Source organism: Amycolatopsis echigonensis (assembly GCF_014174495.1).
GTDB lineage: Bacteria > Actinomycetota > Actinomycetes > Mycobacteriales > Pseudonocardiaceae > Amycolatopsis > Amycolatopsis echigonensis.
This window is the reverse complement of record NZ_JACJHR010000046.1, coordinates 50,348-70,380: the sequence shown is the minus strand read 5'-3', so window position 1 is coordinate 70,380 and position 20,033 is coordinate 50,348. Positions and strand designations below refer to the sequence as shown.

The window sequence follows — 20,033 nt, the reverse complement described above, 5'->3', positions numbered from 1 at the left end:
GCCGCGCAGGCCGGCCGGTTCGAAGCGGTCGGCCTCGGGCAGGCGCGGGTAGCGGCACGCGGCCACGGCGTTGCGGGCTTCCTCGACGCGGGAGATGTGCGGCCAGACGATGCCGTACGCCCCGAGGTCGAGTGCCTGTTTCGCGTGCCACTGGCCGTGTTCCGCGCCGTTGACGGGCACGCGGACGAACGGGGTCGGCGACGGGGCGAGCGTCCCGGATTCGAAGATGCGCCGCCGGTCGAGCAGGTACTGCAGGCTGTCGCGCAGATTCGCCGCGTCCCACGGTTTGTGCTCGGCTTCGAAGACCAACCCGTCGTAGGCGGAGCCGGCGAAGTAGAGCGCCGCCGACGGCTCCGGCGGAGCGAACGCCGCGAAGGCGGGCTTGCCCGACTCCAGGGCTCCGATCACGCTATTCAGCCTGGCCACTGCGCACCTCGTTCCGTTCGTTCTGCCGCTTGCGGACGATCCGCAGCCACCAGTCCCGCACCCGCGCCCACCGCGAGCGGCGTGCGGGAGCTTCGGCGACGGCTCCGCCCGTGCACTTGCGCACCAGTTCGGCGGAGAAGTCCTTGGTCATCCGGGAAACCACGGCCCCGGCGCCGGCTTCGATGAGCGACGCGAGCTTCCCGGCGAGGCTCACCTGGCCGGTCGCGCGGACTCGCGAGCCGCCGGTCGCCGGGTCCGGGACGACCCGGAAGGTCGCGTGCGCCGAGAAGCGCGTGGCCCCCTGCCCGTCGCGGCCCTTCGCCGACAGCCGGCCTCCCCTCCCGGGCTCGTCCAGGTCCAGCGCGACCCGGGCGCCGAAGCGCACGCGCACCGCGCCGAACTTGACGACCAGCGTCCCGTCGAACGATCCGTCCTCGTGCGAGGCGCCGAGTTCGGCGCCGCTGATGCACGACACCACCGCCTCTGGGTCGGACACGACCTCCCACACCCGTTCCGGCGGTGCGGGAACGGGGATCTCCTCGTCGATCTCGATCACAGCTCTGCCCTCGCTCGGCGGCCTCGCCTGTCGCGGCTCGACCGCCAGATTGTTTAACAACTTTGCGGCGGACGGTAGCAGCACGCGAGGACGGACGGCAAGAATTCATTGTTGGACAAGAATCTCCGCCAGGCCATTCGGGGAGATTGGTGAATCTTGTAGAACAAGAGTTGCCGGCGACCTTTCCGCAGGTCGGTCGCATGATCACACCGGAGGTGTCCAGGCGACACGCCTTCGGTGAGCGCTGGATTGTTAGACGATTTGCGTTCTTGGAGGTTGAAACGCTGGCTATCGGCGCGTACGGTCGCTGACACTGTTCGACATTCCGGGTGTTCGCCCGGCCGCTGCGCTTCCCGCGCCGGCCCCGCGCGGCGCCCGCTTCCGCTCCAGCGCACCAGAGGAGTCGACCCCCATGGCAAGGACCCTGTCCGTCGCGGTGAAGGCGTATCCGCACACGGAGTTCGTCACCGCCCCCGGTTTCGCCCCCGGCGGCCGTCCCGTCGAGGCCGTGCACGCCGACCCGATCTACCGGGCGTTCGCGCCGATGGTGCGCGAGCTGCGCTACGACGTCAGCGAACTCGCCCTCGCCACGTTCCTGCAAGCCCGCGAAGCGGGGGTGCCGATCTCGCTGCTTCCGGTCGTGCTCAGCGGCGACTTCCACCACCACTCGCTGACGCGCTGGCCCGGCTCCGCGGAATTCGCCCCCGCTGAGCTGGCAGGCAAGCGGGTCGGCGTGCGGGCCTACAGCCAGACCACCGGCCTGTGGGTGCGCGGCATCCTGCACGAGGAGTACGGCGTCGACGCCAAGGACGTCACCTGGGTGACCACCGAAGGGCCGCACGTCGCGGAGTACGCCGAGCCGGCGAATGTCGAGCGGGCCGAAGGAAAGGTGCTCGACGTCCTGCGCCGCGGCGAAGTCTCGGCCGCCGTCCTCGGCCCGCCCGCGCTCGACGGTGCGGAAGGCCCGCTGGTTCCGGTCATTCCGGACTGGCGCGCGGCCGAAGAAGCGTGGGGCGAGCGGCACGGAACGGTGCCGATCAACCACTTGCTGACCGTGCGGCGCGATCTGCTCGAAGCCGAACCCAGCACGGTAGCCGAACTGTACGAAGCCTTCGGGACCCGGATCGAAGAACGCAGGGCAGCCGACCCCGAGCCCGGTCCGCGCGTGCGCGCGCTGCGCTTCGGCGTCACCGACGAACTCGTCGCCGGGCTGCAGACCGCCATCGACTACGCCCTGCAGCAGAACGTCATCCGCACCCCGGTGACCGTGGCCGAACTTCTCGACGACTTCTCCCGCCACCTCGCCTGAGCCCACCGAAAGCAGAGCCCATGTTCCGCGTCGACGCGCACACTCACATCATTTCCCCGGACACCGCCGCGTATCCCGCCGCCCCGCTCGGCGGGCGTCGCTCCGACTGGTCCCGCGAGCGACCGGCCGACATCGACGGCCTGCTGCGCGAAGCGGACGCCGCCGGAGTGGACCACCTCGTCGTCGTGCAGGCCTCGACGGTCTACGGCTTCGACAACAGCTACGTCGCCGATCAGCTGACGCGCCACCCTGATCGGCTCAGCGGCGTCTGCTCCGTCGACTTCCTTTCGCCCCAAGCCGTCGACGACCTCACGCACTGGATCGACGAACGCGGCTTCTCCGGCGTCCGTATCCGGGCCGCCGACGGGACGACCGCCGTCCCGACCCCCGGCCGCGGCCTCGACGACGAGCGCATGACACCGGTGTGGCAGTTCCTGTCCGACCGCCGCGTGCCGGTGTGCATCCAGATGCACGCCGAACACACCCCGATCCTGGCCGGACTGCTCGACCGGTACCCGGGCCTGACCGTCGTGCTCGACCACGCGGCTCGGCCTCGGCTGGGCGAAGGAGCCTCGCCGTATCCGGAACTCGCGCGGCTGCGCGACAGCCGCCGGGTCTTCGTGAAACTCACTCCGCCTGCCGTCCTGCGAGCCGAGCGCGAAGCCGGGTCCGCCGCACCGGTCGTGCGCACGCTGGTCGAAGAATTCGGCATTGACCACATGTTGTGGGGCTCGAACTTTCCCGCTTCGGCGGGCTCGCTGGCCGAGCTGGCCGACCTCGTAGCAGCACAGCTGCCAGCACTCGACGCCTCGCAACGAGCCCTCGTCGCGGGTGGCACGGCCGCTCGGCTATACGGCGTAGCGGTCGCGACGGGGGGACAGTGAGAGCCGTGCGCACCTCCCGGAAGACCGTGCTGGCCGCCCTGGCGGCCGTGGTCACGCTGCTCGGCGCCGCGTGCAGCAAACCGCCGCCCGCACCGGACGCCCGCAATCTCGCCGAGCTGTACGCGGCGGCGAAGAAGGAGGGTCAGGTCATCTGGTTCGCTCCGAAACCGGAAGCCCAGATGCGGCCCGCCATCAAGGCGTTCGAGAAGAAGTATCCCGGCATTACGGTCAAATACACCAACAAGAAGGCACCGGACCTCGTCACCCAGCTCAACGTTGAACAGGCCGCGGGCCGGGTGAGTTTCGACGTGTCCAACGCGGGCGTGCTCACCGTCCTGCCCTCGGTGGACATGGCCGCGAAGGTCGACTGGGCGCGGTACCGCGTGCCGGGGAGCCAGATCTTCGACGGGAACTTCGTCTACGTCTGGGCCGTGCCGAAGGTCTGGGCCTACAACACGGCCGCTGTGCCCGCCGGTTCCGCCCCGCACAGCTGGGACGACCTGGTGTCCCCGCGCTGGGGCGGCGGCAAGCTCACCGTCGAATCGCGCGGGTCGTTCATGACGGTGTGGGCGCAGGACAAGGCGCTCGGCACCGGTCCCGGTCTGGCGTTCGCCGCGAAGCTGGCCAAGCAGAGCCCGCACTACACCGACAACACGACGCAGGCGCACACCAATATCGTCTCCGGGCAGACCCCTGCCGGGACCGATCTGATCAACCTCGTGCTGGCGGACAAGGCCAAAGGCGCGCCGGTCGCGGTAGCCCCGGTCGGGCCCACCAACGCCAACAAGGCTTACCTGTTCGTGCCCGAGGGTTCCCCGCATCCGGCGGCGGGCAGGCTGCTCACCGCTTTTCTCGGCTCCGCCGAGGGGCAGAAGGCGCTCGCCCGCAGCTACAACTCGATCATCCCGACCGACACCGACTGCTCGAAAACGGCCACCGCCAACCGTGTCGTCCGTGCGCTCTGCACGGCCGGGGTCCAGTGGTACAGCGAGACAGATGTCCAGCAGTACCAGCGGTTCGCCGATTTCTTCCCGCAGGTCGAAAAGGCCCTTGGCACCGATGTGAACTGATTTCCCTTGGAGACTTCGACGATGCAGTCCGCCACCAGAGCCGCGCCCACGGCACCGCCGCGCCCGGCCGCCGAGCCCGTCCGCCCGCGCCGGCGGCGTCGCTTCCGCACCGCCGTCAACATCGCCATCGGCGTGTTCCTCGCCTACCTCGTGGTGTTCCCGCTGGGCATGCTGGTCTACAGCAGCCTTAAGAGCAGCGAACTGAAGCTGCCCTTCGACATTCCCGGGTTCACGTTCGACAACTTCGTGAAGATCTTCTCCTCGTCGCGCGTGCTCCAAGTCGTTCTGAATTCGGCGATCTTCGTGGTCGGCACCGTCGTGGTGGCGCTCGTGGTCAGCGTCAGCCTGGCCTATCTCTTCGAGCGCACCGATCTGCCGGGCCGCCGCTTGCTCGCGCCGAGCGCGCTGGCGCCGATGGGCGTGCCCGCCACCGTGATGGCGGTGGCGTGGGTGCTCGCGGCCAATCCCGCCAACGGCCCGCTCGCGCTGCTCGTCGAGCGCGTGTTCGGGATTTCCGTCGACATCTATTCGCTGCCGGGCATGATCCTGGTGGCGGGGATTTTCGGCGTGCCGAGCATGTACCTGATGCTCGCGCCGACCTTCGCCCGGCTCAACCTCGAATTCGAGGAGGCCGCCGCGACTTCGGGCGCGGGCTGGCTGACGCGCACTCGCAAGATCGTCTTGCCGTTGACCCTGCCCGGGATGAGCGCGGCCGCGATGCTGCTGGCCGTCATCGCGCTCGAAGAGTTCGCGATTCCGTCGATCCTCGGCACGCCGCACCAGATCTTCGTGTTCAGCAGCCTCGTGCAGGCGGCGCTGCAGCCGCCGTCGGGCCTGTCGGACTACGGACTGGCAAGTGCGTACGGCGTGCTGCTGGTGCTGCTGTCCCTGGTGATGATCGCACTCTACCGGCGGCAGACGCGGGAATCGCACCGCTTCAAGGTCGTCACCGGCAAGGGATACCGGTCAACACCGGTGAAACTGGGCCGGTGGCGCTACCCGGCCGCCGCGATCGTGACGCTCTACCTGCTGGTCGCGATCGTCGTGCCGATCCTGACTCTCGTGTGGACGAGCCTGACGCCGTTCCTCCAGCCGATCAGCCCGCGCGGTCTCGGCACTCTCGGCTTCGCCAACTACGGCACGATCTTCACCGACCCGAACCTGACCCACGCCGTCGTCAACACCCTCGTCATCAGCCTGGTCACGGCGACGGCTACCGCCGCTTTCGGCCTGTGGCTGGCACTGGCTTCGTCGCGGGGCGGGCGCGCTGGCCGCACGCTGTTCGACCTGTCGTTCCTCGTATTCGCCGTGCCCAGCGTCGTGCTCGGCGTCGCGGTGCTGTTCCTCTACCTGTTCCTGCCGATTCCCGTTTACGGCACGATCTGGATCATCGTCATCGCGCTCACCACGCGCTACATCCCGCGAGCGTCGCGGATGCTGCAGACTTCCCTGCTGCAGCTCGACGGCGGGCTCGAAGAGGTGGGCCGGGTTTCCGGCGCGCGCCACGGCACCGTGCTGCGCCGGGTGGTGCTCCCGCTCGTCGCGCCGTCGGTGACGCGCACCTGGCTCTGGGTTTTCGCGAACGCGCTGGGAGAGCTCCCGATCGCGCTGCTGCTGTCCAATTCGGACAATCGGACCGTCGTCGTGCTGCTCTGGGACATGATCGGCGAAAGCGCGAATTACCCCGAGGCCAGCGCGCTGGCCGTGCTCCTGCTCGCCGTCTCCGCCGGCTCCGTGTGGTGGGTCAACCGCCGCGGCTTACAACAACACATCTGAGGTGTCGTGACCATGCAGAACACTGAGCACGCCGTGGCGATCTCGGGTCTCGAAAAGCGATTCGCCCGGAAGCCGGCCGGAGAAGTGAGCCTCGCCGTCGACAACGTCGGGTTCGCCGTGCCGCGCGGCGGTTTCTTCACGATGCTCGGCCCGAGCGGCTGTGGCAAGACCACCACCCTGCGCTGCCTGGCCGGCCTCGAAAGCGCCGACCGCGGCGAAATCTCCATGAACGGCGAGGCTGTCTTCTCCTCGGCAGCCCGCCGCGACGTCGCGCCCGAGGATCGTCCGATCGCGATGGTGCCGCAGTCGTACGGGATCTGGCCGCACATGAAGGTATTCGACAACGCCGCTTTCCCGCTGCGCTACGGCCGCAAGAGGTGCTCGCGCGGCGAGGCCAAGACCCGGGTGCTCGCCATGCTCGAGCAGGTCGGCCTGTCCGAGTACGCCGACCGGTGGTCGACGCAGCTGAGCGGCGGGCAACAGCAGCGCCTGGCGCTGGCCCGCGCCCTGCTGTGTGAACCCGATGTCCTGCTGCTGGACGAACCACTGTCCAATCTGGACGCCAAACTGCGTGCCCAGCTGCGCGCCGAACTCCGTTCGTTCCAGCAGAAGTTCGGCGTCACGACCATCTACGTCACGCACGACCAGGGCGAGGCGCTCGCGATGTCGGACACGATCGTCGTGATGAACCGCGGCCGGGTCGAGCAGATCGGCTCGCCGGACGAGATCTACGACTCGCCCGCGTCGCGGTTCGTAGCGGATTTCGTCGGCAGCGCGAACCTCGTCCCCGGAGTCGTCGACGGCACGCTGCGCGGCGGAGACCGTGTGGTCGAGGTGAAAACCGCCGTCGGCGTCCTGCGCTGCGAGCGCTTCGCCCCGCCTCCCGCGCAGATCCGGGACGCGCACGTGTGCATCCGGCCTGAGCACGTCCGGGTCGTGTCCGGAACACCGGAGGCTGGCGAGGCCAACCGGTTCCCGGCGCGCGTCGTCTCCACGGAGTACCTCGGCGACCGGCGCGAAGTGGTCGCGACCGTGGGAGACGTCGAATTCCGCGCCCTTGCCGACGCACACCTGCGGATCAGCCCCGGCGACGACGTCGGACTGGTGCTGGATCCCGAATGGACAGTGGCGCTCTGGTCCTGACCTACTCGCCGGAGAACTCCAGCTGGAGCGCGCGGCGGACCGCGGACAAGTGGTGACGCATCGCCGCGGCCGCCGCCTCCGGATTGTGCGTGACGACGGCGGCGAGGATCGCTTCATGCTCGTGCACGACGGTCGCGCGCGGCCGCGAGCGGTCCATGTCGCGGTACTGCCGCAGCACCAGCGGATACAGCAGGCTGTCGACGAACCGGGTCAGCGTCGCCTGCCGCGCGGCCCGGCGCACCTGCTCATGGAAGCTGCGGTTGAGCGCGGAGTACTCGTCGCGGCCGTCGGACTCGCGGCCCGCCCACATCCGCTCGCAGGTCTCGGTCATCTCCGCGATGTCCTCGTCGGTCGCGCGCTCTGCGGCTTTGGCGGCGAGCGCCGCCTCCAGAATCTCGCGGGTCTCGAGGATCTCGATCGCCTCGTCCTCGGAGAACGACCGCGTTCGCGCACTGCGGTTCGCCTCCGCGGTGACGTACCCCTCCTGGGCGAGCCGCGCCAGCACCGACCGGATGGTGCCGCGCGAAACCTCGAGCCGGCCGGTGAGCTCGGATTCGGTCAGCCGAGCGTCGGGAGCGTACTGCCCGGAAAGAATCAGCTCGCGCAGATCGTGGTAGGCCCGTTCGGTCCGGGTGGCACCTGGATCCAGGCCGTCCGCGCGCGTGTCCTGCCTGCTGTCCGCCGTCATGCAGGCCTACCTCCAACGACCGTTCCGTCCGATCGCATGATCCTACGACTGCGATCGCCCCGCCGGTGCGAGCCCGTGCCGGAATCCGGCGCTCCCGTCTCGGTTTTGCCCGTTCCCGCCCGACGAGCGAGCCGGGCGGCGAGACAGCCGGGAACGTTTCCGCCGATCAAGGCTTGCTGCTGGAACTGGGCGATGCGCAAGGTGGGCGTCCATGCGCGGGCCAGCGCGTGGACGCCCACCTTGGGCTGGGCGATCAGCACGTGGGGCTGAGGACCCTGCCGTCGTGGAACCTGCTGCGGTGGAACACCAGCGGGACGGTGTCGCGCCCGATGTCCAGGTGCCGCACCCGGCCGACCACGATCGTGTGGTCTCCTCCGGGATATTCGGCGACGATTTCGCAATCGACGCAGGCGTGGACGTCGTTGAGGAGCGGGCTGCCGTGCGGCCCGGGCAGGTACCCGATCCCGCGGTAGCGGTCGCCCGGTCCGCTGAACTGCCGGGCGATCGATTCCTGCCCGGCGGCGAGCACGTTCGCGCAGAACTGCCCGGAGTCCCGGATCCGCGGCCAGGTCGCGGACTCGTTGCCCGCGCAGAAGAGCACGAGCGGCGGGTCCAGCGAAACCGAGGTGAACGAGCTGACCACCATGCCGACCGGGCCGGGCGCGGTCACCGCGACCACACCGGTGGCGAACCGGCTCATCGCGGTGCGGAAGGCGGCTGCGTCGAACGCGGTCACCCTGCTCTCCTTTCCTGCGCTGACAGGGGGTACAGGGCCGCGACGGCGATCGCGGCCAAGTCGTGCTCGCGGGCGAAGTCCAGCGCCTCGGCGGGTCCGGCCATGCTCGCCGGGTCGAGACGGGAGACCAGCCCGCACAGGACAGCCGCGGGCTCGAGGCCGGCGAGCCGGGCAAGCTCGATGCCGGCTTCGGAGGCGCCTGGCTGGTCGGCGGCGCCGTCGGTGGGCCACGCGCGGACCGGCACGAGGTGTCCGGGACGGCGCAGGTCCCCGGGGCCGGCGGCGGGATCGGCGAGCAGCCGGACGGTGCGGCAGCGGTCCGCCGCCGAGATCCCGGTGCTCACGCCGGTGGCCGCGTCGACGGAGACCGCTTGCGCGCACCGGTAGGGCCCGCGCGCGATGACGGGCGGCAGGCCGAGCCGGTCGCAGGCATGGCCGGTCAGCGCTACGCGGACGAATCCGGAGCCGTGGCGAACGAGGAAGGCCAGCGAGTGCCTGGTCGCCAGTGCGGCGGCGACCACGAGCTCGGCGGCGCCCCGCTCGTCGAGAAGGACGACCGGGCGGCCGTCGGCCAGCTCGGCGGCCGCCCGGGTGCGGAGGGCCATCGCGGATCAGCCGTAGTCGTGGTACTCGACGACGAGGCCGTCGCGGACGGTGTAGCGGCTGCACAGGTCGATGCGCGCCGCTTCGCCGGCGCTGGCGAAGCCCGGGACGTCGGCTTCGGCGGTGCCCGCCCAGGTGTGTTCCACGACGACGGTGTCGCCGTCGGTGTGCCAGGCGCGGCGGTTTTCGAAGTGCTTGTCCGGGAACGCCGCCTCGAAGCCCTTGATGATGTCGCCGAACGCGTTCCGGTCGTTCAGCTCGACGCCGCGGTTGTGGTGCTCGACATGGATGTCTTCGGCGCAGAGCGCGAGAAGACGGTCCCGGTCGCCGGAGTTGTACGCCTCGATGAAGCGCTCGGCGACGGCCGCCGGTTCCTGACTGCTCATGGTTCATCCCTTCCGGATCGGGTGCTTCCGCCGAGGTTTCCCGAACCGGGGGCGGGAGCGGGACCGGGATCGCCCGTGATCCGCTACGTGTCCGGCACGGGGCCCTGACCTGGGCGGACACGCGTGCCGTCGCGTCCTGGGGGGTCAATCCCGGCCGTCCTTGACACGTAGTCCGGGCCGCTCGCATAGTGGGCACGCGTCGCCGCTCGCGCGCTCGGCCGGCGTTTCACCGGCATCGACACCAACCCCGCCTACCACGACCTCGCACTCCGGCGCATCACCGACGCCTGCCACGACGAGGGAGGGACCCGATGACGGACGAAGACATCGCGCTCGCCGGTCAGCGTGGGGACAGCCCTGTTAAGGGCGTACCGGCAGCGAACGCCAAGCCCTCTTGCCGCACAGGCCCGGTGCGCAGTCGTGAGCTGGCGGCAGTGCGGGCGATGAGCGGGTCGGCGCGGGTGTGCGTGGGGGACGCTGCGGAGGTGGTGGCGGGGATGCCGCGCGGGTCGGTGGATTGCGTGGTGACGTCGCCGCCGTACTGGGGGCTGCGGGACTATCGGGTCGCGGGCCAGTTCGGGGCGGAGTCCACTGTGGATCTCTATGTGACGAATCTGGTCGAGGTGTTCGACCGGGTGTCGCGGGTGCTGCGGCCGGGCGGGACGGTGTGGCTGAACCTGGGGGACTGTTTCGGCGGGTCGTGGGGGAACTACGTCGCGCAGGGTTCGGTGGCGCGGACGGCGTCGGTGCGGGCGGCGAGCGGGTACGGGGTGCATCGGCCGCCGCAGTCGGCGTTTCGCCGCAAGGATCTGGTGGGGGTGCCGTGGCGGGTGGCGTTGGCGTTGCAGGAGCGGGGGTGGCTGGTGCGGAACGCGGTGGTGTGGGAGAAGCCGAACGCGCGGCCGGAGAGTGTGCGGGACCGGCTCGCGCAGCGTTACGAGACGGTGCTCCTGCTGACCCGATCCTCGGAGCATTGGTTCGCGCCGGAGTCTGATCCTGGCGAGGCCTGGTTGGATGTGTGGAGGGTGCCGACTGGTCGTTCGGGCACGGGGCATCCGGCGGCGGGAACGTTGGAGATCGCGCGGCGTTGCGTGCGTTTGGGGTGTCCGCGCGGGGGAGTGGTGCTGGACCCGTTCTGCGGCAGCGGAACAACAGGTGTCGCGGCGTTGGAGCACGGGTGCGCGTTCGTCGGCGTGGATCTGGATCCTGCGTGCGCTGGTCTGGCGCGGCGGCGGCTTGCGGAAGCGGCGGCGTCGTGACCGCGCGGGAGCCGGTGCCGATGACGGTGGCGGAGGTGGCGGCGTTGCCGGCGGTGGTGGATTTGATGACGGCGGCGCGGGCGTTGCGGATCGGGCGGACCACGGCGTACGCGCTCGCACGCACCGGGGATTTCCCGTGCCCGGTCCTGCGAGTGGGCGGTGAGTACCGGGTCCCTGTCGTCGGGCTTCGGCGTGCGCTCGGCCTCGACGAGCCTTCCGGGTGAAGCGCGGCTGGGTTCGTCAGATCGGGTGATGTCCCTGTGGCTCGGGCTTCCCCGAGACCGGTGCGCAGCGCGAGCATCGCGGCAACCCGCTGATTCGACACGACCGAGGGGATGGTGAGGGCGATGGCCGAGGGATCGGTGTACAAACGCTGCTCCTGCAAGGACGGCAACGGCCGCAGTGTGGGAGCGGCGTGCCCGAGGTTGGAGCAGAGCCGCCACGGGCAGTGGTGCTATCGCATCGAGTTGCCCGCCGATCGCGCGGGGAATCGCCGGCCGCGGCGGCGCAGTGGTTTTGAGACCGCGACGAAGGCGCAGAAGGAACTGGATCACGTCGGCGACCTGCTCTCGCTCGCCGGGGACGACGAGGACGTGCTGGGCAAGATCGCGGACGTGATCGCCGCCGCGATCACGGCGCGGCAGAAGCTGCCGGACCTGGAGGACATGCGCCGGTTGGTGCGGGCCGGGGCCGAGGTGCTGGAGCACCCGCTGATGGACGAGGTGTTCACTGCGTTCCTGGCGACGAAGAAGAAATCGCGCGCGCGCAACACGTATCGGTCCTACGAGTCGCATGTGCGGCTGTATCTGCGGCCGCATCTGGGCCACCTGCGCCGGGGCAAACTGCGGGTGGCGCACCTGGAGGGCATGTTCGACGCGATTGTCGAGCACAACGACGTGATCGCCGAGTACCGGGCCAGCAAGGACCCGCGCAAGATCGCGGCGGTGAAGTGGCAGCGTCCGGTCGGGCCGACCTCGATCCGGCGGATCCGCGAGACGCTGCGGGCCGTGCTGAGCCCGGCGGTGAAAGAAGGGTTGCTGACGGTCAATGTGGCGTCGTTGGTCGAGCTGCCGCCGGCGAACCGTCCGAACCCGAAGGTCTGGACCGAGGAACGGGTCGAGCGGTGGCGGCTGACCGGGGAGATCCCGTCGCCGGTGATGGTGTGGACTCCGCAGCAGACCGGCCGATTTCTCGACCACGCGGTACATGATCCGTTGTATGCCTTGTTCCACCTGGTTGCTCACGTCGGGCTGCGGCGCGGCGAGGCGTGCGGGCAGCGCCGTGTCGACACCTATCTGGATGCCGCCGCGTTGGAGGTGACGAACCAGATCGTGCAGTACGGTTGGGAGACTGGGCAGTCCGCTCCCAAGACGACGTCGTCGGAGAGTCTTGTCGCTCTCGATTCCGGCACAGTGATCGTGTTGCGCAAGCATCAGGCGGACCAGGACGCGGCGCGTGCGCGGCTCGGCAGTGACTGGGTCGACAGCGGACTGTTGTTCACTCAGCCCGACGGCAGCGCTCTGCACCCGGCTGATGTCACCGCGCGTTTTCAGGAGCTGGCACGCCAGGCCGGTCTGCCGCCGATCCGGTTGCACGACCTGCGCCACGGAGCAGCCACCCTCGCCCTCGCGGCCGGCGCTGACATGAAGGTCGTGCAGCACATGCTGCGGCATTCCTCGATCACCGTGACCATGGATACCTACACCACCGTGTTGCCCGAAGTCGCGCTCGCCGCAGCCGAAGCCACCGCCAAGATCATCCCTCGGTCAGCGCCGCGACAGCTCGGGCTCGTCTCGGGATCGTCGCCGACCATTGTGGACGGTGACGGAGCGGAAGAAATCCCTCCAGATAGCACAAATCCCCAGGTCGAAAACTTCTCGAACCTGGGGAGTGAGGGTGCGCCATCAGGGACTCGAACCCCGAACCCGCTGGTTAAGAGTCGTTTTGATCAAGGTTCGGGCGGTGTCGCGTGATGCCGCGCAGGGTCGTTTTCCTCGGCGCGGGGTGTCGCCGGTGTCGGGTGGTGTCGTGGTTTGTCGTCGAGTTTCTGCGCGCTCGGGCTCCCCTCGGGCTCGCAAGTGCCGGGCTCTGCCGACCGGTCCACCACGCTCAGCTTGGCGGTTTTCGCCGGTGCTCGGTCGTGTGGCGGGGGCGCTGTCGTGATGGGCGGGCAGCGGGACCGGGTTGCCCCGAACCTTGCCCTGTGGGTGCAGTGCGGCTGTACGGATCTGGTGGCGGTCGGTGCGGCGTATGCGTCGTATCGCCACGGTCGGGAGTTCGCTCTGCGGTTCGGTGCTGATGTGTCGACTGCGTCGATTTGGCCGTTGTTGGTGGACGGGTTGTTGGCGATCGCGACGGTGGAGTTGTGGAAGCGGCGCCGGGCTGGCCGGGAGCGTGGCCGGTGGGTGGCGTGGTCGGCGTTCGTGTTCGGGATCGGGCTGTCGTAGTTGGCGAACGTGGGGTCGGCTTCGGCGCTGAGCCCGTTGCAGGTGGTGGTCGCGGCGTGCCCGCCGGTGGCGTTGCTGTTCACGGTCGAGCTGCCGAACCGGGCGTTGAAGCAGCACGGCACCGAGACTTGCTCCGAGACCGTGTCTGTGCGAGATAGCGATGGCCGGACCGTCTCGTCGGCCCAGCGAGATGGGGTTCGACGGCCCGGGGCGAGTGGAAGGGCTGACGGCCGAGCAGTACATGTGGGCGTACTACGTGCAGCAGGTCGCTGCGGGGCGGTCTCTGAGCGGGGCGGAGCTGGACCGGGTGGCCGGCACGCACAACTACGCCCGGAGAGCGGCGCGATGAGAGATCCGGTCCTAGTGCGTCTCGGTGCCCTCGGCGGAGCATCGCTGACATTCCTCAAGGATCTGGTGTCCGCTACGGCAACTCACCTTCTCGTCAGGCCGACAACTCCCCTGGTGTCCTGGGCCTGCCCCAAGGGGTACCTGCGCCGAGCAGATGGGGTGAGGGCCGGGCTCAACCGGCGCGTCGTGATGGTGCCCCTGCTGCCGGAAGATCCGGCCGGCGATCAGGCGCGGCCCAGTTGGCGCGTCACGGAACCGCGTTTGCCATCAGTGTGTCGGAGAACGACAGCGGCGGTGATCGTCGCTGAACGCGGTTAGGGTGTCGGTCATGGCAGGGACCGCGGCTGTCGAAGCGATCGGTCAGGTCACGCGTTATCTGGACCTGGCCGGGGTGTTCGCGTGTGCGATTCTGGGCGGTGCGGTCGCGCGTGCCGAGCAGCTGGATCTGTTCGGCTATCTGGTCGTCGGCACGGTGTCCGGGCTGGGCGGCGGGGTCATCCGGGACACGCTGCTGCAGCATGGCCCGCCGGTCGCGTTGACGGATTACGCGTATTTGCCGACGGCGATGGCCGGTGCCCTGCTGTCGTTTGTCATGACGATCAGCGAGAGCTCGTGGAATCGGGTGTTCACTGCGCTGGACGCTGCTGTTGTCGGGTTGTGGGCAGTGACCGGAGCGCAGAAAACGCTGGCTGCCGGCCTGGGCTGGCTTCCGGCGATCCTGCTCGGGACGACGACTGCAGTGGGCGGCGGCGCATTGCGCGACATCATGCTGCGCCGCGTACCGGCAGTGCTGGGCCGAAACGGCCTGTACGCGACGGTCGCGGTTGCCGTGGCGTCGGTCATGGTCGTTTGCTCGGAGCTGGGCGCTCCGCTGGTCGGGGTGGTCAGCGGCGTCGTGGGTGCCTTGGCGTTCCGGGGTGTTGCGCTCGCATTCGACTGGAACTTGCCTTCGGGCCTCGAATGGCACCCCCGAGCGCGGCTGCGCGAGGGTCGGCGCAGCCGGCCACGCCCGCCGGAAGAAGGAGGAGCTTGATCATGGAAGCCGTGGTTCGCGCAGTTCTTGCGCCGCTGGAGGAAATTCGCTCAGGGATCGAGGAGCTGTACCGGGATCTGCACGCGCATCCCGAGCTCGGGCTGCGCGAGCACCGTACGGCGGCGGCGGTCGCGCAGCGGCTGGGCGCAAGCGGTTACGAAGTGACGGAGGGGATCGGCGGCACCGGAGTGGTGGGCGTGCTGGTCAACGGGCCGGGTCCGACGGTGATGCTGCGCGCGGACATGGACGCGCTGCCGGTGGAGGAACGGACCGGCCTGTCGTATGCCTCGCAGGTCGTCGCGGCCGGGCCGGACGGCGTGGAGGGGCCGGTCATGCACGCGTGCGGGCACGACGTGCACGTGGCCTGCCTGGTCGGTTTCGCCGAGTTGATGACGCGCGGGGCCAGGGAGTGGCAGGGCACGGTGATGGTGTTGTTTCAGCCGTCGGAGGAGAACGGTGACGGCGCGGACGCGATGATCGCCGACGGCTTGACCGAGCGCGTGCCGAAGCCGGACGTGGTGCTGGCCCAGCACGTCCTGCCGTATCCAGCGGGGTATGTCGGTACTCGTGCTGGCTCGTTTCTGTCGGCGGCGGACAGCCTCCGGGTCACGTTGCACGGGCGCGGCGCGCACGGTTCCGCGCCGCAGGCGGCGATCGATCCGGTTGTGATGGCGGCGATGGCGGTGGTGCGGTTGCAGACGATCGTGTCGCGCGAACTGGCGGCCACCACGCCGGCGGTCGTCACGGTGGGCAAGATCCAGGCGGGTAGCGGTCCGAACGTCATCCCGGACCGGGCGGAGCTGGAGCTGAACGTGCGTACCTACGACCAGTCGTCGCGGGAGCAGGTGCTTGCTGCGGTCGAACGGATCGTGCGCGCGGAAGCTCAGGCCGCGGGTGCGCCGCGCGAGCCGGAATTCGTACGGCTGGCGACGTTCCCGCCGACGGTGAACGACGAGGAACCGACGCGGAGGGTGGCGGATGCGTTCGCCGGAGCGTTCGGCGCAGACGCGCATACGATCGACTTGCAGACCGCGAGCGAGGACATGAGCCAGATTCCGCAGGCGTTCGGGGTCCCGTTCACCTATTGGGGAATCGGCGGGATCGACCCGGGCCGCTACGCTGAGGCGGAGCGTGGGGGGACGCTTGCCCGAGATGTCCCGGTCAACCACAGTCCGGAATTCGCGCCGGTGCTGCAGCCGACGCTCGACACCGGCGTCAAGGCCCTCACCGTCGCCGCTCTCTCGTGGCTGGCCGCCGGGCAGCCGGCTCGCGAATGAATCGCGCAGCCATCCGGTGCGAAGCGGCCGACGTCTTGAGGTGCGCCGCAAGTCAGATCGGTGCAGCTGAGCTGCCCGCCGCGCGGTGCGCAACGGCGGGCAGCTCGTCGGCCGGCCGAACGCAGGGGTCAGCGGACGCTGCCAGACCCGCCCTGCTGGCACTGCGCGGCTGGTTCGTCGCCGGGCGTCATCGTCGGATGATGTTGTGTTCCGGTCCGTACGGGAAGCCGGTGATGTCTTCGGCACCGGAGTCGGTCACCACCATGATGTCGTGCTCCCGGTAGCCGCCGGCGCCCGGCTCGCCTTCCGGGATCGTGATCATCGGTTCCATCGAGACGACCATGCCCGGTCGCAGCGCGGTGTCGATGTCTTCGCGGAGTTCGAGTCCTGCCTCGCGTCCGTAGTAGTGGCACAGCACGCCGAAGGAGTGCCCGTAGCCGAAGGTCCGGTTGGGCAGCAGGCCGTGCTCGGCGTAGACCTCGTTGAGTTCGGCGGCGATGTCGCGGCATACCGCCCCGGGTTTGATCAGTTCGAGCCCGCGCCGGTGCACCTCGGTGTTGATCTGCCAGTAGCGCAGCGCTTCGGAGCTCGGCTCGCCGTAGAACAGGGTCCGTTCCAGCGCCGTGTAGTAGCCGGCGATCATCGGGAAGCAGTTCAGCGAAAGGATGTCGCCGTCCTGGACGCGTCGTGTCGTAGGCCAGTTGTGGGCTCCGTCGGTGTTGATGCCGGACTGGAACCACACCCAGGTGTCCCGGAGTTCGGCGTGTGGGAAGGTTTCCGCGATCTCGTGCACCATCGCCTGGGTGCCGGCTAGCGCGACTTCGTATTCCGGGACGCCGGCGCGCACGGCCTCGACGACCGCTGCACCGCCGAGATCGGCGATCCGCGCGCCGTGTGCGATGAGCTCGATTTCCTCGCGCGACTTGACCATGCGCTGGCTCATCGCCGCGGCGGCGACGTCGACCAGTTCGACTCCGGGCAGGGCATCGGACACCTGTGCCTTCAGGGTTGGCGGGATGTGGTCGTCCTCGAGGCCGAGCCGGCCCCGGGTGAAGCCGGCGCGCTCGAGCGCGGTGGTCACCGCGTGCGGGAAGTTGTCGCGGCGCCAGTCGGTGTAGACGATGTTGTCGCCGAAACTGCGCCGCCAGGGCTGTCCGGCGTCGATGTTCGCGGAGACGCTGATATGGCCGTCGACGGTGATGATCAGCCCGTAGTTGCGGCCGAACGCGGTATACAGGAAGTCGCTGTAGTAATTGATGTTGTGGTAGCTGGTGAACAGCACTGCGTCGATGTCGGACTCGGCCATGTGCTTGCGGAGCAGGGTGATCCGTCGGTCCATCTCGTTGGCGGAAAACGTCGGGGTGACCTTGGCGCCGTTGCGGATTTCTTTCAGACGTTCGGTCATCGTGTCGCCTCGTTTCTGTGCGGTCGGGATCTTCGGGTCAGCTGTGCGGACTGGCGCGGTCACGTCGGTCGGCTCGGCCGGTGCTTGATCGGCTGGGGACGGTCGGGCGCTGCCGGGGGAGTGCGCTGGATGTGCAGCTGCGGGATGTGCGACACGTCGAACCGGGTGTGAGTGATCGTTTCGGTGCACACCCGCTCGGCGTGCTCGGCGATCTCCTCCAGCGGCGCGACCCACATTCCGGGCAGGGCCTTGACGGTCTCGATCAGCTCCTCCAGGGCCGCCGCCCGAGAGGGGCGTCCGGAGAGGAAGGGATGGTTGGTCAGGACGAAACAGCCGCCCTCCCGGTGCTGCGCGACGGCCTCGAGCGACCACATCTCGCTGACTTTGGCGGGGCTTTCGATGACGCCGCTCCCGGTCCAGCCCGGGTAGAAGGCGTACTGCTCCCAGTCGTCGAGGGCCCAGTCGACGGGGATCTCGATGAGCGTGCCGGGTTCGTCCGGGGTGACGAGGAACCGGTAGGGCGCATCGCCGTCGAGCAGGCTGGAGTCGTAACGGAAACCGCGTTGCCGCAGCAGTTCCGCGGAGTGCCAGTTCAGTTCCCACCACGGCGCGCGGTATCCGGTCGGGCGGACCCCGGCGATCCGGTCCAGCGCGTCGAGCCCCCGGTCGAGGTAACCGGCCTCGGTTTCGGCGTCGATGTTGCGCATTTGTTCGTGCAGGTAGCCATGATGGCCGATCTCGTGTCCGCCGTCGGCGATGGCGCGCACCACGTCCGGGTAGCATTCGGCGGTGAAGCCCGGCACGAAGAACGTCGCGCGCACCTCCTGCCGGTCCAGGATCCGCAGCAGCCGGGCGACTCCGACTCGCGCGCCGTAGCTTTGATGGGACATCAGCGACATTCGGCTGGTCGCCGTCGGGTCGTGGGCGAGAAGGCAGGATTCGGCGTCGACGTCGAAGGTGAACGCTGCGGCCGCGGTGCGTCCCGGGGGCCAGTCGAACAGCCGGAATCCTTTGGGCGGAACAGCATTCGTCATGCGTGTGGCCTCCTCGTGGCGATGCGTCTGAAGCGGACGATGGTGTTCGGCGCGACTGATGGGTCACTTGCCTGTCGGCGGCTCGGCCGATGCGCTGGCCGGCTGGGCGGAAGTCGTGACCGACGCCGCCGCGAGGGACTGCCGGTGCGCCTTCGGCGCCAGGACTGTGTAGAGGGCGGCCGCGACGGCACCGCCGGCGAGCCAGGACAGGTCCACCCCACCGAGGGCGGCAGCCACCGGCCCCTGCAATGCGGGAGTGCTGCCGTACATGAACAACCAGGTCGCGACCATGCTGGTCACGAAGGCCGCGATGGTTGCCCAGTTGATGTCCGGAAGCCGCTTGCCGCCCACCGGGTCGAACAACCGTTCCGTATGCGCGGCATTGCGTTCCAGCCGGAAGTAGTGCACGAGCATGATGCCGCCCCAGGCCGCGATCCAGGCGACGATTCCGGAAAGCCAGGTGTCCAGCACGGTCGCGATGCTGGATTGGAAGACGAAGAAGATGACCGCGAGGAAGGCGAACACTCCGACGAACACGCTGAGTTTGCGTCGGTCGACCTTCACGTCCATCGCCTGCGCGGCGACGGTGAAGGTGTAGATGTTGAGGATGTTGGTCGCGATCGGCCCGTGGATCACCAGAAACAGCACGGGCAGCGCGAGCCGGCCGTAGTTGTCGACGATCAGCTTGCCGGGGTCGATCTGTCCGCTGGCGGTGGCGAGACTGGCCCCGAGCACGCCTAGCCAGACGACCGGGACGAACTGGCCGAGCACGCTTGCCAGGTAGAGCCTGCGCCGGGGCACTGTGCGGCTGACGAAACGGGAGTAGTCCGCAGCATAAGTGAACCAGGTGATTCCCCAGCCGATTCCGATCGCCGTCATGACGCCGGTCATCGCGGCCAGGCGGGCGCCGCCGGTCAGCACGTGCCCCGGGGCGCCGGCGTAGGACCAGTTGACGTGCAGGTGGGTCCAGGCGACCACGGACATCGCGATCAGGACGAGCAGGGTCGGCGGCACCGTCCACCGTTCGAACGCCGCGATGACGCGGTAGCCGAGCCACGCGATCGCCACCTGCACCGCCATGATCAGGCCGGCGACCACGATGCGGGCGACGATATTGGGCGCCGCGGGGTCGACCAGCCCGAGCTTGCCGAGCAGCGCCATGACCAGATCGAGGATGATCCATGTGTTCACCGCGCACCAGCCGACCGCGAGGCACGCCTGGACGGCCGCCGGAAGATAGTTGCCGCGACGGCCGAAGGCGGCCCGTCCGAGGATCATCGCGGTGGCTCCGGTGCGCTGCCCGAGCAGCACGAACAGGCCGAACAGCGCCATCCCGACCAGATTGCCGGCGACCAGCACGATCAGCGTGTCGCGCAGGCCGAGGCCGAGGCCGATGCCGAGCGCGCCGAGCACCCAGTTGATCGGAGCGATGTTCGCTCCGGCCCAGATCCAGAACTGGCCGGACACTCTGCTGGTGCGGGCCGTCTCCGGGATCGGCTGCAGCACCTGTTCGAGCTCAGCGATGCTGGCATCGGGCTGAGTGTTCTTCATCTGATCGCCTCCAGTGGACTGCCGGTCCCTCGGAAGACAGAGTGATCCGGGTCACCGTCGCGGTCTATGGTCATTGTGTAAGCAGTTCGACCGTTAAGGAGT

General features: G+C 69.1%; 21 protein-coding genes. 12 read left to right on the top strand and 9 right to left on the bottom strand.

Annotated elements, in window-relative coordinates:
• Both H5411_RS28215 and H5411_RS28210 read right to left on the bottom strand, forming a co-directional pair.
• Nucleotides 1-408: aldolase/citrate lyase family protein (locus H5411_RS28215; protein ID WP_312878638.1), on the bottom strand; the 408-nt coding region annotated here is incomplete at its 3' end.
• A gap of 1 nt (nucleotide 409) precedes the next feature.
• Complete coding sequence (locus H5411_RS28210; RefSeq protein ID WP_183125571.1) at nucleotides 410-982, bottom strand: SRPBCC family protein; 573 nt, start codon at nucleotides 980-982, stop codon at nucleotides 410-412.
• 412 nt (nucleotides 983-1,394) lie between these two features.
• Between H5411_RS28210 and H5411_RS28205 the strand changes: the two genes are divergently transcribed.
• The 5 genes from H5411_RS28205 to H5411_RS28185 are packed head-to-tail and all read left to right on the top strand — an operon-like array spanning nucleotide 1,395 to nucleotide 7,164.
• Complete coding sequence (locus tag H5411_RS28205; RefSeq protein WP_183125570.1) at nucleotides 1,395-2,291, top strand: substrate-binding domain-containing protein; 897 nt, start codon at nucleotides 1,395-1,397, stop codon at nucleotides 2,289-2,291.
• A gap of 20 nt (nucleotides 2,292-2,311) precedes the next feature.
• On the top strand, nucleotides 2,312-3,175 hold the full coding sequence (locus H5411_RS28200; RefSeq protein ID WP_183125569.1) for an amidohydrolase family protein: 864 nt from the start codon (nucleotides 2,312-2,314) through the stop codon (nucleotides 3,173-3,175).
• Nucleotides 3,176-3,180: 5 nt separating this feature from the next.
• Entirely contained in the window at nucleotides 3,181-4,245 is a 1,065-nt protein-coding gene (locus H5411_RS28195; protein WP_183125568.1) for an ABC transporter substrate-binding protein, read from the top strand.
• Nucleotides 4,246-4,266: 21 nt separating this feature from the next.
• Nucleotides 4,267-6,021, top strand: a complete 1,755-nt coding sequence (locus tag H5411_RS28190) for an ABC transporter permease (protein ID WP_183125567.1) — start codon at nucleotides 4,267-4,269, stop codon at nucleotides 6,019-6,021.
• 12 nt (nucleotides 6,022-6,033) lie between these two features.
• Entirely contained in the window at nucleotides 6,034-7,164 is a 1,131-nt protein-coding gene (locus H5411_RS28185; RefSeq protein WP_183125566.1) for an ABC transporter ATP-binding protein, read from the top strand.
• Nucleotide 7,165: 1 nt separating this feature from the next.
• Here H5411_RS28185 and H5411_RS28180 read toward each other — a convergent pair whose 3' ends face one another.
• The 4 genes from H5411_RS28180 to H5411_RS28165 form a co-directional block, all read right to left on the bottom strand.
• The gene (locus H5411_RS28180; protein WP_183125565.1) at nucleotides 7,166-7,852 is read right to left on the bottom strand and encodes a GntR family transcriptional regulator; all 687 of its coding nucleotides are present in this window, start codon (nucleotides 7,850-7,852) and stop codon (nucleotides 7,166-7,168) included.
• Nucleotides 7,853-8,105: 253 nt separating this feature from the next.
• Complete coding sequence (locus tag H5411_RS28175; RefSeq protein ID WP_312878637.1) at nucleotides 8,106-8,588, bottom strand: flavin reductase family protein; 483 nt, start codon at nucleotides 8,586-8,588, stop codon at nucleotides 8,106-8,108.
• A complete protein-coding gene (locus H5411_RS28170) occupies nucleotides 8,585-9,193 on the bottom strand; it encodes a 3,4-dihydroxy-2-butanone-4-phosphate synthase (RefSeq protein WP_183125564.1) in 609 nt (202 codons plus the stop codon). The genes H5411_RS28175 and H5411_RS28170 overlap by 4 nt, the downstream gene beginning before the upstream one ends.
• A 6-nt stretch (nucleotides 9,194-9,199) precedes the next feature.
• Nucleotides 9,200-9,577: a nuclear transport factor 2 family protein gene (locus H5411_RS28165; protein WP_183125563.1), complete on the bottom strand. Its 378-nt coding sequence runs from the start codon at nucleotides 9,575-9,577 to the stop codon at nucleotides 9,200-9,202.
• 311 nt (nucleotides 9,578-9,888) lie between these two features.
• On the opposite strand from H5411_RS28165, the gene H5411_RS28160 reads away from it, so the two are divergent.
• The 7 genes from H5411_RS28160 to H5411_RS28135 all read left to right on the top strand — a co-directional run bounded on the left by H5411_RS28160 (nucleotide 9,889) and on the right by H5411_RS28135 (nucleotide 15,941).
• Complete coding sequence (locus tag H5411_RS28160; protein ID WP_246369323.1) at nucleotides 9,889-10,836, top strand: DNA-methyltransferase; 948 nt, start codon at nucleotides 9,889-9,891, stop codon at nucleotides 10,834-10,836.
• Nucleotides 10,833-11,060 (top strand): helix-turn-helix domain-containing protein, encoded by a 228-nt coding sequence (locus tag H5411_RS28155; RefSeq protein ID WP_312878636.1) that lies wholly within the window; start codon nucleotides 10,833-10,835, stop codon nucleotides 11,058-11,060. Before H5411_RS28160 ends, H5411_RS28155 begins: the two co-directional genes overlap by 4 nt.
• A gap of 123 nt (nucleotides 11,061-11,183) precedes the next feature.
• A complete protein-coding gene (locus H5411_RS28150) occupies nucleotides 11,184-12,809 on the top strand; it encodes a site-specific integrase (RefSeq protein ID WP_183125562.1) in 1,626 nt (541 codons plus the stop codon).
• Nucleotides 12,810-12,998: 189 nt separating this feature from the next.
• Nucleotides 12,999-13,283, top strand: coding sequence for a DUF2637 domain-containing protein (locus H5411_RS47850; protein WP_240692041.1), 285 nt, complete (start codon nucleotides 12,999-13,001; stop codon nucleotides 13,281-13,283).
• Between the two features lie 160 nt (nucleotides 13,284-13,443).
• The gene (locus tag H5411_RS47845; protein ID WP_240690821.1) at nucleotides 13,444-13,632 is read left to right on the top strand and encodes a hypothetical protein; all 189 of its coding nucleotides are present in this window, start codon (nucleotides 13,444-13,446) and stop codon (nucleotides 13,630-13,632) included.
• A gap of 327 nt (nucleotides 13,633-13,959) precedes the next feature.
• Nucleotides 13,960-14,664, top strand: coding sequence for a trimeric intracellular cation channel family protein (locus H5411_RS28140; protein WP_134667195.1), 705 nt, complete (start codon nucleotides 13,960-13,962; stop codon nucleotides 14,662-14,664).
• Between the two features lie 2 nt (nucleotides 14,665-14,666).
• The gene (locus H5411_RS28135; RefSeq protein WP_134667193.1) at nucleotides 14,667-15,941 is read left to right on the top strand and encodes an amidohydrolase; all 1,275 of its coding nucleotides are present in this window, start codon (nucleotides 14,667-14,669) and stop codon (nucleotides 15,939-15,941) included.
• 187 nt (nucleotides 15,942-16,128) lie between these two features.
• Here H5411_RS28135 and H5411_RS28130 read toward each other — a convergent pair whose 3' ends face one another.
• From H5411_RS28130 to H5411_RS28120, 3 genes are all read right to left on the bottom strand, one after another.
• Entirely contained in the window at nucleotides 16,129-17,346 is a 1,218-nt protein-coding gene (locus H5411_RS28130; protein ID WP_134667191.1) for a M24 family metallopeptidase, read from the bottom strand.
• 59 nt (nucleotides 17,347-17,405) lie between these two features.
• On the bottom strand, nucleotides 17,406-18,380 hold the full coding sequence (locus H5411_RS28125; RefSeq protein WP_183125561.1) for a polysaccharide deacetylase family protein: 975 nt from the start codon (nucleotides 18,378-18,380) through the stop codon (nucleotides 17,406-17,408).
• A gap of 63 nt (nucleotides 18,381-18,443) precedes the next feature.
• Nucleotides 18,444-19,931, bottom strand: coding sequence for a purine-cytosine permease family protein (locus H5411_RS28120; protein ID WP_134667187.1), 1,488 nt, complete (start codon nucleotides 19,929-19,931; stop codon nucleotides 18,444-18,446).
• Nucleotides 19,932-20,033 lie beyond the last annotated feature (102 nt).